Source organism: Robbsia andropogonis (assembly GCF_034047095.1).
Lineage (GTDB): Bacteria > Pseudomonadota > Gammaproteobacteria > Burkholderiales > Burkholderiaceae > Robbsia > Robbsia andropogonis.
Genome location: NZ_CP139164.1, coordinates 129482 through 144137, shown reverse-complemented (window position 1 = coordinate 144137; position 14656 = coordinate 129482). Strand labels below are relative to the sequence as shown.

Annotated in this window: 14 protein-coding genes; 6 read left to right on the top strand and 8 right to left on the bottom strand. The window is 57.9% G+C overall.

Annotated elements, in window-relative coordinates; translation table 11 throughout:
* The first annotated feature begins 61 nt into the window (after positions 1-61).
* Positions 62-673 (top strand): UbiX family flavin prenyltransferase, encoded by a 612-nt coding sequence (locus SJQ66_RS00620; RefSeq protein WP_313905208.1) that lies wholly within the window; start codon positions 62-64, stop codon positions 671-673.
* A gap of 96 nt (positions 674-769) precedes the next feature.
* Here SJQ66_RS00620 and SJQ66_RS00615 read toward each other — a convergent pair whose 3' ends face one another.
* Positions 770-1036, bottom strand: coding sequence for a hypothetical protein (locus SJQ66_RS00615; RefSeq protein ID WP_236693630.1), 267 nt, complete (start codon positions 1034-1036; stop codon positions 770-772).
* A gap of 342 nt (positions 1037-1378) precedes the next feature.
* Entirely contained in the window at positions 1379-2851 is a 1473-nt protein-coding gene (gene cycA / locus SJQ66_RS00610; RefSeq protein ID WP_081765064.1) for a D-serine/D-alanine/glycine transporter, read from the bottom strand.
* 755 nt (positions 2852-3606) lie between these two features.
* On the opposite strand from cycA, the gene SJQ66_RS00605 reads away from it, so the two are divergent.
* Together SJQ66_RS00605 and SJQ66_RS00600 are read left to right on the top strand one after the other, a co-directional pair.
* Positions 3607-4476, top strand: coding sequence for an alpha/beta fold hydrolase (locus SJQ66_RS00605; protein ID WP_024904610.1), 870 nt, complete (start codon positions 3607-3609; stop codon positions 4474-4476).
* Between the two features lie 742 nt (positions 4477-5218).
* Positions 5219-6499, top strand: a complete 1281-nt coding sequence (locus SJQ66_RS00600; protein ID WP_162199092.1) for a SelB domain-containing protein — start codon at positions 5219-5221, stop codon at positions 6497-6499.
* 334 nt (positions 6500-6833) lie between these two features.
* Here SJQ66_RS00600 and SJQ66_RS00595 read toward each other — a convergent pair whose 3' ends face one another.
* The 6 genes from SJQ66_RS00595 to SJQ66_RS00570 form a co-directional block, all read right to left on the bottom strand.
* On the bottom strand, positions 6834-7025 hold the full coding sequence (locus tag SJQ66_RS00595) for a hypothetical protein (protein WP_024904606.1): 192 nt from the start codon (positions 7023-7025) through the stop codon (positions 6834-6836).
* A gap of 146 nt (positions 7026-7171) precedes the next feature.
* Positions 7172-7918 (bottom strand): pirin family protein, encoded by a 747-nt coding sequence (locus SJQ66_RS00590; protein ID WP_320533822.1) that lies wholly within the window; start codon positions 7916-7918, stop codon positions 7172-7174.
* Between the two features lie 203 nt (positions 7919-8121).
* Positions 8122-9048 (bottom strand): CysB family HTH-type transcriptional regulator, encoded by a 927-nt coding sequence (locus SJQ66_RS00585; RefSeq protein ID WP_024904604.1) that lies wholly within the window; start codon positions 9046-9048, stop codon positions 8122-8124.
* 9 nt (positions 9049-9057) lie between these two features.
* Positions 9058-9891 (bottom strand): MetQ/NlpA family ABC transporter substrate-binding protein, encoded by an 834-nt coding sequence (locus tag SJQ66_RS00580; RefSeq protein ID WP_024904603.1) that lies wholly within the window; start codon positions 9889-9891, stop codon positions 9058-9060.
* A gap of 121 nt (positions 9892-10012) precedes the next feature.
* On the bottom strand, positions 10013-11575 hold the full coding sequence (locus SJQ66_RS00575) for a heavy metal sensor histidine kinase (protein ID WP_236693581.1): 1563 nt from the start codon (positions 11573-11575) through the stop codon (positions 10013-10015).
* The gene (locus SJQ66_RS00570; RefSeq protein WP_024904601.1) at positions 11553-12230 is read right to left on the bottom strand and encodes a heavy metal response regulator transcription factor; all 678 of its coding nucleotides are present in this window, start codon (positions 12228-12230) and stop codon (positions 11553-11555) included. The genes SJQ66_RS00575 and SJQ66_RS00570 overlap by 23 nt, the downstream gene beginning before the upstream one ends.
* Positions 12231-12454: 224 nt before the next feature.
* On the opposite strand from SJQ66_RS00570, the gene SJQ66_RS00565 reads away from it, so the two are divergent.
* From SJQ66_RS00565 to SJQ66_RS00555, 3 genes are read left to right on the top strand one after another with little or no spacing between them, the layout of a single operon-like run.
* Complete coding sequence (locus tag SJQ66_RS00565; RefSeq protein WP_024904600.1) at positions 12455-13096, top strand: cytochrome b/b6 domain-containing protein; 642 nt, start codon at positions 12455-12457, stop codon at positions 13094-13096.
* 33 nt (positions 13097-13129) lie between these two features.
* Entirely contained in the window at positions 13130-13930 is an 801-nt protein-coding gene (locus tag SJQ66_RS00560; protein ID WP_024904599.1) for a molybdopterin-dependent oxidoreductase, read from the top strand.
* A gap of 38 nt (positions 13931-13968) precedes the next feature.
* Positions 13969-14616, top strand: coding sequence for a DUF5666 domain-containing protein (locus SJQ66_RS00555; RefSeq protein WP_024904598.1), 648 nt, complete (start codon positions 13969-13971; stop codon positions 14614-14616).
* The last annotated feature ends 40 nt before the right edge of the window (positions 14617-14656 follow it).

Here is a 14656-nt window from a genome sequence, read left to right as displayed (position 1 = left end):
CGGACAGGCCAGGTTGGTGAGAAATCCGGTAAGCTGGCGATTTAGACGCAGGCGGCTCGGAATGCGGGCCAGGGTGATTATGCGATTGATCGTGGGTATGACCGGTGCGACGGGCGCGCCCGTTGCGGTAAAAGTGTTGGAAGCGTTGCAGTTGCTCCGGGTGGAAACGCACCTGATCATGTCGCAATGGGGCTCGGTGACGTTGCAGACCGAGTGCGGCCAGAGCGTACAGGACGTGCGGGCGTTGGCTAGTGTCGTACACGATGCGCGAAACCTGGCAGCACCGGTGTCCAGCGGCTCATTTCGGCATGATGGCATGTTGGTGGTACCTTGTAGCACGAAGTCGCTGGCGTCCATCCGTATCGGTTTGTCCGATAATCTCATTACGCGTGCCGCTGACGTGACGTTGAAAGAGCGTCGCAAACTTGTGCTCGCCGTGCGCGAAACGCCATTCAATTCGATCCACCTCGAGAACATGCTGGCGTTGTCGAATATGGGCGTGACGATTTATCCCTTGATGCCTGCGTATTATTTGCTTCCCACCAGCATGGATGACGTCAATACGCAGATGGCGGCGCGCCTACTCGACCAATTTGGCTTGGTGCATCCTGATATCCGTCGCTGGGATGGTTTGAAACCGAATGGGGCGACGACAGCCGATGGCACTGAGTAGTTACGGGTGCTATTCATGTGAATGTTATTGCCGCTTATCGCGACCGCCTGGCGTTTTTTGACAATAGCCCGTCCTGAACGACGCGTATGTGATCGATCACAACCATTGAAAGCCTTTGGCCATCAAGCCAGCAAGGCCGATAGCGACAGCCGTGATGGCGCCAAATAAAATACGAAAATCGGTCTCGATGTGGCACCTCATCGAACGCATGTCTTTTTTCAAATCGCCGAGGTCGCGTTGAATGTATTCGATGGCTACTTCAAGCCTGGATATTCTTGTTTCCATTGCGTTTTCCGGTGTAGGTGAATCGCCAGGTCGGCGATGCGAGCAAACCGTAAAAATCTGCGGTGAAGCGTCATCCATCGTATGTCGTCCCATTGCATCCTTACGCTGACGACTCATCATCTATGTGGGTTTTCCGATCAATGTGGATGTCTGTACGCTAGCCAGGCGGCATGTGATACCAACGATCAAGGCATATAGCTATTTAATACGTTTCTTGTCGTGCTTTCAAGCTAGCCTAACGGCTTAAGATAAAGCCTAATCGTGCGGAGGCTAGCGGATCTATCGTGTGGTGATGCCCCTAATACCGTGACGGCGGCTCGTCCGTTCGGCGAGCGAGTATTTGGCGCATCGGAAGTGCGCTAGGTTTATTGGGCGGCGGCGCGTTGCGGCCGTCTTTCCCGCCCCATGCCCGCAGTTCTTTCAGTAGCGGCGTACGCGCCACCAGGCTAACGCCAACACTCCGAACCATATCGGTGTGGCACACAGGGCTGCCCGCGTATCCGGGCGTTGCCACAACATCACCAAAATAGCGGCGAAGAATATCAGCACCACCCAGCACATCAGCCGTCCGCCGGGCATGGGATAACTGGAGCTTGCGTGCAACGCCTGTCGCGTACGTCTGTATTGCAAATAGCTAAGCAGGATCATGGTCCAGACAAACATGAACAAGAGCGCCGATACGGTGGTGATCAGCGTGAAGACTTTCATGACGTCGGGAATCCAATAGATCAAAGCGACCGCGAAAAGCAGGCATGTACATGAAAACAGTAATCCCCGTCCCGGTACCCCGCGTGCGGATAATTGCGTCAACGCGCGCGGCGCTTGCCCGTGCAAGCCGAGGCCATATAGCATCCGGCTGGTGGAAAAAATGCCACTGTTCGCCGATGACGCCGCCGATGACAGCACGACGAAATTGATCACGCTCGCGGCTGCTGGCAGCCCGGCGAGCGAGAATAACGCGACGAATGGGCTGCGGTCCGGGGACACGCTAGACCACGGGGTCACGGCCATGATCGCCAGCAATGCGCCGATGTAAAACACCAGGATACGAATGGGAATGGCATTGATGGCGCGTGGTAAGGCACGTCGTGGATCGTGCGTCTCGGCGGCTGCGGTGCCGACAAGTTCAATGCCGACGAAGGCGAAGACGGCAATCTGGAAGCCTGCGAAGAAGCCTGACACCCCGTTAGGAAAGATCCCGCCATTTCGCCACCAATGTGAAATCGATGCTGGTGGCGAGCCAGGTACCATGAAGCCGGTTCCAACCATGATGGCGCCAGTGATGATCAATGCCACGATGGCAATAATCTTGACCATTGCGAACCAGAACTCCATCTCTCCGAACAAAGCCACATGGACAACGTTCAGGCACAGTAATAACGTTATACAAGCAAGCGCCGGTATCCAGACGGGCAGGTCGGGCAACCAGAACTGCATGTAGGCGGCAATGGCAACCACATCGGCTGTTCCGGTTACAACCCAGCAGAGCCAGTATGTCCACCCGACAAAAAAAGCCCCCCACGGACCCAGCAGGTCGCCGCAGAAGTCCGTAAACGACTTGTATGAAAGATTCGATAGCAATAATTCACCGAGCGCGCGCATGACGAAAAACAGCATTACGCCGATGATCAGATACACCAGGACGATCGAAGGGCCGGCAAGGGCAATCGTCTTGCCCGAACCCATGAAAAGCCCCGTGCCGATGGCACCGCCAATCGCGATCAGTTGTAGATGTCGGTCGTGCAGACCGCGTTGAAGGTGCGACGCATTGTCGGGGTCGATCCCGTCAGGCGCCGGCGGTGCGGTGACCTTATCCCGCTGCACGTAGGTATTGGCAGCGTCGTCGACTTTGGAGCCTGTACGAGGCGGTACGTTCGGGTCAGGTTGATTCATTTTCTTAGGCATGATCCATAAGGAGAACGAATGAATGACGTATTGAGGCCATTGTCGCATCCGACGCGAGGTACGACGATTCGCTTCGTGCGACCGTGTATCGTCGACCGGCATGGGCCCGGCGTTGTCGGTTCGGTACGATGGATCGCGAGAATAGGCAAGATGAATCGACAAGGGGACTCTAGCGGATAGGCGGACCAGGCTGCAGTGCCATGGATTGCTGTATTGGAATGGCGGGGCTGCGCGATTGCAACGCGCGCCTGTGGCGTGATGTTGCGTGTGACCGGTCCCGCAAGCGATTTGCCAGCGTCCTGCTCCAATGCGTTGGTATCAAGAGATTCTGTTTTGTCTGTAATGCGATTTAGGAGGTGTCTGATAGCCGTTAAGAAAAGCGCAACGGGATTGCCTTGCGATGGGCCGCAGGCAAATCGACATCGATGGCGTCCGGTGTGTGATTGCGCCTCGGTGAAGGATGTGCTTCATCCCGTCGCCCGCTTTCGAGTGTGCTGTCCGTGTGTCAGACACGCATCGATTGTTTTATTTGCTGCTGTTTTTTTGTGAATGCAAGCGATTTGCGGGCAGGACAGGCATAATCCGCTCTACACAGACTATGCTGCAATGCAGTATCGTCGGATGACAAAAGGGGACCGCCTACCCATTCACCGCACTGTGAGAGGGATTTACGGGCCGCGTGCCACGGAACGGTTTCCCCACAATAAGACTTCTCGCTACTCCCTGCAGCGCAGGAAACGACTATGTTTGAACTTGAACACACCCGGATCGTCGAACTCCCATCGGCGAGTCGGATCGCCTATTTTGAGACCGGAACCGAGCACCGTGATGCCCCGCCATTGTTATTGGTGCACGGTTCTCTCTGCGATTTTCGCTATTGGGAGCCGCAGATTGCAGCGCTGGCCGAGAGGCGGCATGTTATTGCTGTCAGCCTTCCGTATTTCTATCCAGTCTCTGCGCCGCAGGGTGCCGTTTTCGGAATACAACCACATGTTGACGCGTTGCTCGGTCTGATACATTCGCGTAGTTGGGGGCAAGTGACGTTGGTGGGACATTCACGTGGCGGCTGCGTGGCGTTTCACGCGGCGAGCCAGGATCCGTCGCTCGTGGATCGCCTCGTATTGGCTGATCCGGGCGGTAAGCCGGCTAAAGCAGGCGAGGACCCACGCCCGACCGTGAAAATCGACGCGAACGGGCGCCCGCAGGGTGCCTATTCCGCCGATGATCCGCGGATGGTCGCCGCGGGTCGTGTGGAGTCCGGGGACATCGATGGTGGCTTGGAGATGTTTGTCGATGCGGTGAGCCGCCCAGGTTATTGGGGCCGCAGTGGTGATGCGTTCCGCACAATGGCACGCGATAACGCGGCCACCTTGCCACGGCAAGTTCGTGATGTTTTGCCACTGTACACGCGGGCACTGGCAAGCTGTGTGACGGTCCCGACGTTGATCATCAATGGCGACAAGAGTCCACCCGGATTTCTAGCCACGTCGGGAACGTTGGCCGAGTGGTTACCTTACGCACAGCGTATCGTGCTGCGCGGCGCCTCTCATGGCATGAACCTGACACATGCAAGCGAATTCAATCGCGAAATCCTCAGTTTCATTGGGGACTGAGAGCAAGAAATCCCGCCGCGCGAGTAGTAGCCGCCCTTGTAATGGCGGTGCGTCATCCGGTCAAAAGTCCTATCCGGTAACGCTAGGGTGTTGCCGTCGCGCCGAGCAAACTGTTGTTTTATGCCCGCGCCGGCTTACGGGCCTAAGGCGAACGGTGAAACGCGGCCGCAAGCGCGACGAAAGACTCTATACTCATTCCATCCTCGAAGCAGTCAACTGCTGGTCGTGATAAGCAAGCTGCAGTGATGCATCGGGTGGCACGCATGCATCGCGGTGGGGGGTCATGTTGTTGCGAATGACACGTCGTTTGAGGGGGCATCCCTGGTCGGCGGCCACGCCGTTTTGCGCCGTGCGGCGTTGCACTGGGATAGTGCGGCAGGCGAAAGAATCGGTGCTGGAACGGACGTTCGTTCGGTTTGGTCGTTGGCACTGCCAACCGATTCGCGATTTTTATTGCGTACGCAATTATATGCGGGCGTGATGTCGTCTTTTGAGGCGGCAATAGATCGCAATGCATGATCGGCCTGTTACGCGATGTGTCCCCACTGCGCGTTCGGGAACGAGGGGGGCGAAGATGATTGTCGCAATGACGGGCCGGGCGGGATCGGGTAAGACAACATTGACACGTGTTTTGACGGGGGTTGATTCTGCCGGCCTCTCGGACGAATCACGTGGAGGTATGTGGGTCATCCCGGCGTATAGTTATCTTTCGTCAGCACCGGCACCAGTAAATGGTGTCCGCTTGGGTGTTGACGCAGTGCTTGCGGTCCTCGACGGGCCGCCCAGCACCCGTGTGCGTCAGGCGCATTGGGATGCCGTCGATGTCGTGCTGTGGGCGGTCGATGCTGCCGACGACATCGACGCCCAGATCGATGCCGAGGCTTTTTGCGCCCGCGCATGTCCTGACGGTCTCCATTGCATCGTGGTTCTCACGCGTCTTGACACGCTGGCCCCCGCTGCCGCCGAGCAAGCGCGCAGGGCGTTACGGCAGCGTCTGGGAGCGAACGGTGACACGCACCTCACTATTTTTGAGACATGTGCCACGGATCCTTTCGATGTGGGAGTCCACGCACTGCGGCACCATCTCACCGCTTTAGCGGCCACCGCGACGCCGCGCGCGCTCCGGACGGTGTGCGTCGAACACGTGCTTTCTTACGACGGTACGGGTATTCGCGTGGCGGAAGTTCGCGCCGACCTCGAGGGGCGGAGTAGCGTAACGCTCGTACCGTCAAGGGAGCACGGTACCTGGTTGGTTGACGCGCACGATTTCGTGGCCTGGACGGGCGCGGCAATCGATGCGCTACAGGCGCATCATGCGCTTGTACCAAACGACGAAGGGCTGGCCGCGTCCTTATTGCGCAAGCTTCTGCAGATCGACATACCGAATGCCGCTTGGCGTGCCATTACCGACGCGTTATGTATGCAAGGGCGCTTGGTACGATCGGGTGCCTGCTTGCAGTTGCCGGAGCATCGCCGGCAGATGCCGGATGCGGATGGCGTGCCGGTCAGCGGCATCGTCGCTGACCTTGCGACGGGCCGTTTTAATCCACCGTGGGTGCGTGATATTGCCGCGAACAGACAATTGCCGGAGGCCAGGGTGCGACGGATCCTGCAGCAGTTGGCGCATGAAGGCCGCGTCTATGAAGTTGTTCCCGATCTATTCTACGACCGATTCCAGATCGCAATCCTTGCGCGCCTGCTACATTCACTCGCGCAATTGGGCGTGGGATCGAACAGTGGCGCTAAAGGCGAGGTGGCAGCAGCGATCTTTCGCGACGCCACGGGTGTCGGTCGCAAACGTGCGATTCAGATTCTTGAGTTTTTCGATCGCATCGGCTTTACGCAGCGCGTGGCGGACAGCCATTGCGTCGAACCGGAGAGCGATTGGATTCGGTGGTTCGACATTCCCCAAGAGTCACCGCCGCTGCGTACCACCTCATCTGATAACGTTAACGCTACCCTGATCGGGAGATCTGCCGTCAGTCCGGCCGTTGAAAGCCAGTCGTCGAAGGCGAATTGCTAAAGGATGATGCACTGGTGGATTGCAACTAACAGCCATATTTATTGCAAAAAAACACGCTATTCGGCGTTGAGAATGCCCGTGCGAACGTACGCGAGATGATCGAACATCGCATTGTGGAAACGAACGCGCCCTGTACGCTGCGAGCGAGCCAAAACAGTACGGCTGCACGGAATGAGCGGGAAAATGACAGCGTTTTCATTACGCTTTACCGCATGCAATAATGACGCAAGCCGGTAATTCAATTCTCGACATGACGGGACATCCAGTCCACGGCCTGTCCTGAACGGCCGCGTCGCCCGCAAAAGAAGCGACGCGTTTTACACGGCTGATAAGCTTACATGTCGGTGCGCTTGCGGATCGACAATTCGGCTTGTGGCGACCAGCGTCCGCTGGCAAGCATGACACGCAGTTCGGAATGGCGCAGGTACGATTGCCACACTTCCCGGAAGAAGCGACGCACACCACTGCCTTGTGCGCGCGATTTTGCAGCGTTCGAAGCAAAGGAGGGAGTCGGCGAGGCGCTCATGATAGGTCCTATTTGAACAGATTCACACGTTTCAGGGTCAGTCGACGCCGCCCGGCGCCGTTGTCTAGCTGTTTCCCTAAGTGTTAACCCTATTATAGGACGTTCATTGCCGAGCGCAAGGGTTAACCCCTAGCAAATCGGTGCGTTTAGCCTAGATGTTCCAAACCGTGGCCAAAAAGCCCCGCTTGGTAGTCACGGATCGCTTGATGTATTTCTTCCCGGGTATTCATGACAAATGGGCCATGCGACACCACGGGCTCGCCAATCGGATCCGCCAGGCAACAAAGCAGGCGCGTTGGCGCCTCCGTTGCATGCAATAGCAACGCATCGCCGTCGTTGTCAATACGTGCCAGATGATGTTCGGGCAGCGTTGCTCCTGCAACGTCGACCTGGCCAGACACGGTATAAAGGAACACCTGTTTGTCCTTCGGAGCCGGGACCGTGAGCGTTGCGCCCGCCTTTAGCGACATCACAAGCGCCTGCACCCCGGTAAGCGATGCGATAGGCCCACTGATCCGGGTGTCGCCATGTTGGAATACGCCGGAGATAACGGTGACATCGGCGCCTCCGTCGCTCGTTCGCACCGTTGGCAGCGCGTCGCGTTGCAGTCCGGTGTACCGTGGTGGCGTCATTTTCAAGCGACGGGGAAGATTGATCCACAACTGCAGCATTTCTAGTGGACCCCCTTCGCGCTTAAACGTATCGGGAGAGATTTCAGCGTGAATCAGACCGCTTCCGGCAGTCATCCATTGCACGCCCCCCGCTTTGATAACGCTTTCGTGACCACCGGTATCAAGATGCGCGAGGTCGCCTTCCAGAATAAACGTGACCGTTTCAAAACCGCGATGCGGGTGTGGCCCGAATGGTAATCCGTCGTTATGCGGGGGGGTAATTTTGTGGGCCGTGATGATTGAGAAACAGGAACGGGTCTAGCTGGTCAATACCGGGTCCGGGCAGCGGACGGCGAGTCACGAGATCCCCGATATCGTCGCGACGGGCATGGTAGTGCGTAATAAGCGAGCGCGGACGCATGAGAAAGTGGATTCCGGAAAGGTGAGGAATCCCATTGTAGGGGATCGTTGCGCGGCCGATCGATTCAGTCCTCTTCGCTGAGCCTTGAGCGGATCTCGTCCTCCCGAAGATGCGGTGCGAGCATTTCGATCAAGCGATATGTGTATGTCCGCAGATAGGTGCCGTTACGGATACCGATGCGCGTCGTGTTCGGTTCGAACATATCAGGCGTATCGAACACGACGAGATGGTCATCCCGCACCGGGTCTACGGCCATCGCGGCGAGGATACCTACGCCCAAACCCACTTCCACGTAGGTTTTGATCACGTCGGCATCCATCGCGGTGAGGACGATGTCGGGCGCCAATCCCGCTTTCTCGAAAGCAGCGTCGATATGCGGCCGACCCGAAAAATCCTTGTCGTAGGTGATGATCGGATAGCCGGCAATGTCCGCAAGGCCGACCTGCTTGGCCTCCGCCAGTGGATGCCCGCGCCGGACGGTGATGACGTGGTGCCAACTATACGACGAGAACGTGGTGATATCGGGATAGCGATTCAGCGCCTCGGTGGCGATGCCGAGATCGGCCTCGCCGCTTAGCACCATTTCGGCGACTTGCGTCGGGCTGCCTTGGCGCAACGCCAGATGCACCTTCGGGTAGGCTTCGCGGAAACGCTCGATGACTTTCGGTAATGCATAGCGTGCCTGGGTGTGGGTGGTGGCAAGCACCAGGCGGCCGGCTTCCTGTGCCGCATAATGGCTTGCCGCACGCTTCAGGTTCTCGGTATCTAGCAGGATGCGCTCGATCAGCTTCAGCACCCCGGTGCCCGGGTCCGTCAACGCGGTCAGACGCTTGCCGCGGCGAACGAATATCTCGATGCCGAGTTCATCCTCGAAGTCCTTGATCTGCTTGCTGACTCCGGATTGCGAGGTGTGCAGGACGTTCGCCACCTCGGTGAGGTTGAGGTTGCGGCGTGCGGCTTCGCGAACATAACGCAATTGCTGGAAATTCATCGTGCGTCCTTAGAATGCCGGCAGGATCGCGCCGTGGTAGTGGGATTTTATATAGGCACTGACTGCCGCGGACTGGTAGGCCGCAACGAGTGTCTTCACCCACGGCGCATGCTGGTCCTGTGTTCGAACGGCGATCAGGTTCGCATAGGGGCTGTCCGCGCCTTCGCGGGCCAATGCCGATTGCGGTTTCAAGCCCGCATCGATCGCGAAGTTGTTGTTGATCGCCGCCGCGGTCAGGTCACCCAGCGCACGGGGCAGTTGCGCCGCGTCCATTTCAAGCAACTTCAGTTTCTTCGGATTGCCGGCGACGTCGAGGACCGTGGCGTTATGGCCATCTTGGCCGGCGCCCGGTCGCAGCGTGATCAAATGCTGCGCTTTAAGTAGCAATAGTGCACGATTTTCATTAGACGGATCATTGGGAATGCCGATGGAGGCACCATTCGGTAATGCTGACAGGTCTTTGATTTTATGGGAATAGATGCTCAGCGGCGCGATATAGGTCAGGCCCACGCTGACAATCTTGTAACCTCGTTGCTGTAGCTGGCTATCGAGATAGGGCTTATGCTGAAAAGCGTTGGCGTCGAGATCACCCGCGTCCAGCGCGGCGTTCGGTTGTACGTAGTCGTTGAATTCTACGATCTTGATGGTCAGACCGTGCTTGGCTGCTTCCGACCGCGCTACTTGCCAGATATCGGCATCGGGGCCGCTCATCGTGCCCAGGCGGACGATTTTGGTCACTGCCGCGTCCGCAGCGTATGCGGTGGGCGCGGTGATGCCGGGAAGCGAGACGGCCAGGCCGAGCGATGCGAAACCAATGCGGTGAAGCCAGTGACGACGTTTCATGAAGCCATTTCCTTGCTGCCGTGGGATGTTAGTGCATTGCGGGCGGTCCTAGACGCCAGCAGCACAGCACGGCATCGTCCCATACCCGTGCCAGCGGGGGAAATCACTTATCGTCATTAGGTTATGCCACAGGGGAAACGGTCGGTTCGGTGGGGGGGGTGTTGACGTGGAAATCCAGCGTAACGGTGATCCATCCGGTGACGTCGCATTGTATCCAGACCCCGCCACCATGCACACGCATGATCGCGTGGACGATCGAGAGTCCAAGGCCGTTGGATTCGGTCGAGGCAGTGCGGGACGGGTCGCGGCGGTAGAAGCGATCGAATAAACGGGCAAGCTCACCGTTCGGAATCGGTTCGCTCTGGTTGCCGATTACAATCCGGCCCTCGCCGCCGCGCAGCGTGATGCAGGTTCCCGGCGTTGCATAGCGCACCGCGTTGACGACGACATTGTTGATGGCTCGCCGACACATCAGCGCATCGGCACTTACCGTGCCGGTTGCCATGATATCGAAGCGCAGGTTACGCTCTTCGGCCAGTCCTTCGAAATAGGCGCCGATTGTCTCGAGAAGAGGCTGTAGCGGCATCTGCGTACGCGCGTTGTCTGGCAGGCCTTGCCGCTCGTGATCGGTGCGGGCCAGGAACAGGATGTTTTCCGCAATTCGCGCGAGTCGCTCCAGTTCTTCGAGATTGGATTCCAGCACCTGCCGATAGTCGGCCGCGCTACGTGGGTGCACGAGCAATACCTGGGTTTGCCCGATCAGTACACCGATGGGGGTGCGAAGTTCGTGGGCCAGATCAGCTGAAAACTGCAGCAACCGTTGATAGCCGGCCGTCAAGCGATCCAGCATTGCATTGAACGATGCGGCGAAGGTTTCGAGTTCCGCCGGTGCCGCGCTTGCGTCGAGTCGTACTGCTAGATTCTCCGGCGTTACATCGGCCGCGCGAGCGGCCATTTGCCGCAACGGTGCCAGGCTGCGTCTAAGGCTCCATGCAACCAAGGTCAGCGTGGCGACCAATGCTGCCAACATCGTGGCGATGACCCGCTGACGATATAGCGCCAGTACGCGCTCTTCCTGTGTCATTACATGTGCGGCGACGATCTCGATGGTCTCGCCATGGTTGCCGATGACCGCATTGGCCGCGATCCAGCGCACACGCCAACCGTCGGGGCTGCGACCGTCGGCGAGCGCTGTCAACGTAATGGGCTGACCTGGGCGTACAGGTGCCAGTGCAGGTAAGGGCGTGTGTTGCGGATTGACGTTGATAAAGGGCGTCGTGCCGGGTCGACGGATGACGATGACGTCTTGTTCATTGCCCATCATCGTCTCGAATAGGGCAGGCCGTGATTCGATTTCCTGCACCGTGTACAAGTCGCGTAACAGGGTGCGCATGTGCTCGATACGCGCAATCAACTGGAGGTCCGCGCGTTTGTTCAAGGCGACCCGCGTGGCATCATAGAGCGACATTCCCACCCCGGCCAGTGCCAGATAGACCAATACCCCGATCAAACAACTGACGCGCGTGGTGATCGATGCACGACGCCAGCGCCGACGTAGACCGGATTTTCGAGCGGGGAGGGCCTCCCGCGTGGCGGCGCTCCCGGCCGGGGTGGCTGACCCGCGCACGTCGTCCGGTTGCCATTCGCGCTGTTCGCGCGCCTCAGCCACCTTCGACGATTCCAAACGAATAACCGATGCTGCGCACGGTATGGATCAACTTGATAGGGAAGGGTTGATCGATCTTCGCGCGAAGCCGCTTCACGGCCACATCGACGACATTCGTGTCGCTATCGAAATTCATGTCCCAGACCTCCGATGCAATCAACGTTCGGGACAACGCCTCGCCTTCGCGCTTGCAGAACAGGTGCAATAACGCGAATTCCTTATTGGTCAGGGTAATGTCCATGCCTTGACGACTCGCCTTGCGCTTTAGCACGTCGACATGGAGGTCCGCGACCTGGAAGGTATCGGACTCGCGTGTCACGCCGCGTCGCAGTAGCGTTTTGATGCGCAAGGTCAGCTCAATAAAGGAGAAGGGCTTGACAAGATAGTCGTCAGCGCCAAGTTGCAGTCCTTGTATCCGATCTTCCAATTGATCGCGCGCCGTCAAAAAAATGACCGGCGTATCGCGTTTTGCTCGCAGCGCTGCCATGATCTGCCAGCCATCTATGCCGGGTAACATCTGGTCCAGAATGATCAATTGATAGTCCTGGTTCAATGCCCACTGTAGTCCCGTCGCCCCGTCGCGGGCGAGATCCACCTGATAGCCGGATTCACCCAGGCCCTTTTTCAGGTAATCGCCGGTTTTGGGGTCGTCCTCAATAACGAGCAGGGTCATGATCGCAATAAAATCGGGATAAGCGGCGCGGACCGCTTGCCGCGCCAGAGGATACTTCTCGGAATGAACGTGGACCGAATCGAATCGGTGGACGATGCTTTTCTTCACGTCCCTGTATTCTAGGGGAATCAGATGGGCGCGGAATGACAAAAAAGTCATCGTTGCGTCATGTGCCTGTCAGAACGCTTTTCATACTATGAGTATCCCAGAAGGGAGCAAGTTGGATGAATGTTCAGCAGTCGATACCGGAAGAAGTCGGTGCCGCAGGGCAGGGGCGCCGCAAGATCATTCAGCCATGGTGGGTCCGCTTGACCCATTGGCTGACCGCGCTGGCGATCGTGATCATGGTTCCCAGCGGTTGGCAGGTCTACAACGCGTCGCCGTTATTCGCGTGGTGGGTTTTCCCGTCCAGCGTCACACTGGGTGGATGGCTGGGCGGCGCCTTGCAGTGGCATTTCGCTGGCATGTGGCTGCTATTTGGCAGTTTCAGTATCTATTTACTGGTTAATTTGCTGACCGGGCGGCTCGTGCGGCGGTTCGGACAGTGGCGGCCGCGTTCATTTATCGTGGACCTGGTCGCCGCCCTGACACTGAAGCTGAAGCACGCGGATCCAAGTCGCTATAACGCCGTGCAGAAAGTGGCGTATCTGTGTGCCATGCTTGATCTGGTGATTCTCGTTCTGTCGGGGCTCGCGTTGTGGAAGCCAGTCCAGTTGTCGTGGTTGCGCATCTTGATGGGGGGCTACGATGCGGCAAGATATGTGCATTTCGCCGCAATGAGTTTCCTGGTGGGTTTCATCGTCATTCACCTGCTGATGGTGCTCTTGGTTCCACGCAGTTTGCTATTGATGCTGCGTGGGCGTTGATCGTCCATCATTCTTCCGCGGAATCGAGCCAGCATGTCCCCCAAGAAATCCCCATCACGCCGCGCGTTTCTGTATGGCCGCGAGATTCCGAATGCAGACGATATCGTCCACGACGTCCAACGTACGTTGTCGGTCCCGTCACGCCGTCTGTTCGGGCAACGCCTCTTGACGCTGGGCGGCATCGCGATGTTGTCCGGCTGTGACCTGAGCAACGACAAGTCGGTCAACACCGCGTTGCGGCGTATCTCGTCATTCAACGATACGGTGCAAGGCTGGATGTTCAATCCGGACACGATGGCGCCGACGTATCCAGAGTCGATGATCACGAGGCCGTTTCCATTCAATGCGTTTTACGATATCGACGACGTACCCCAGGTCGATCCGGCGACCTACAAGCTCGAAGTGGGGGGCATGGTGGGAGGCAAGAAGGTCTGGACGCTGGATGAATTGAACGCGCTCCCGCAAGAGGGCCAGATCACGCGACATATCTGCATTGAAGGATGGAGTGCGATCGGTCATTGGGAGGGGGTACGTTTCTCGCGTTTCCTGGCCGCATGCGGTGCGGACACGCATGCGAAATACGTGGCGTTTCATTGTGCCGATGACTACACGACCAGTATCGATATGCCTACGGCGCTGCATTCGCAAACGCTGCTCACGTTGCGCTACGACGGCCAGACGTTGCCCCCGAAATATGGTTTTCCGATGAAATTGCGGATGCCGACAAAATTGGGCTATAAAAATCCCAAGCATATCGTCGCGATTTCGCTGACGAACACTTATCCCGGCGGTTACTGGGAGAATCAGGGCTATAACTGGTTCGGCGGTTCATGACCGTCATACGATCGATCACCCAAGGAAGGAGTTTTCCCATGAAGTTGCAACGCCAGACGTTTTCCCGTATCCGCGCGCTTGCCGCCTTTACCGCCGTCGCAGTATCCACCGCGTGCATGCTGGCATCGTCGCAAGCTTCCGCGCAGACGACCAAGCCGACCCGCATTCGGGGCGCCATCACGGCTGTCTCGCCGAACGAGCTGACCGTGCACCGGAACAGCGGTGACGACGTCAAGATCATGATCTCGGACAAGACTCCGATCGGCGCCTTTAAGAACATCAAGCTGAGCGATATCAAGGCGGGCGCATTTATCGGTACCGCCGCGACGACGGGTGTCGACGGCAAGATGACCGCGCGTGAAGTAGTGGTCTTTCCCGAGTCGGCGCGCGGTACGGGTGAAGGTCACTACGAATGGGACCTGGGTGCGAACAGCACGATGACCAACGGCAACGTGGACGCCGAAGTGAAGTCGGCTGACGGCCGAAGCCTCACCGTTTCGTACAAAGGCGGTACGAGCCAGATCGCCGTGCCGGACAATGTACCGGTCGTGACGTTTGCACCAGCGACCCACGCTGACTTGGTGTCGGGCAAGAAAGTGTTTGTCGTTGCGACGAAAGGTAGTGATGGCATGTACACCGCCACGCGTATCGCTGTCGAGAAGGACGGCGTCGCGCCGCCGATGTAATGCGTGGTGGATGCGAGTCTACTAGGCCGATTGGTCAGTA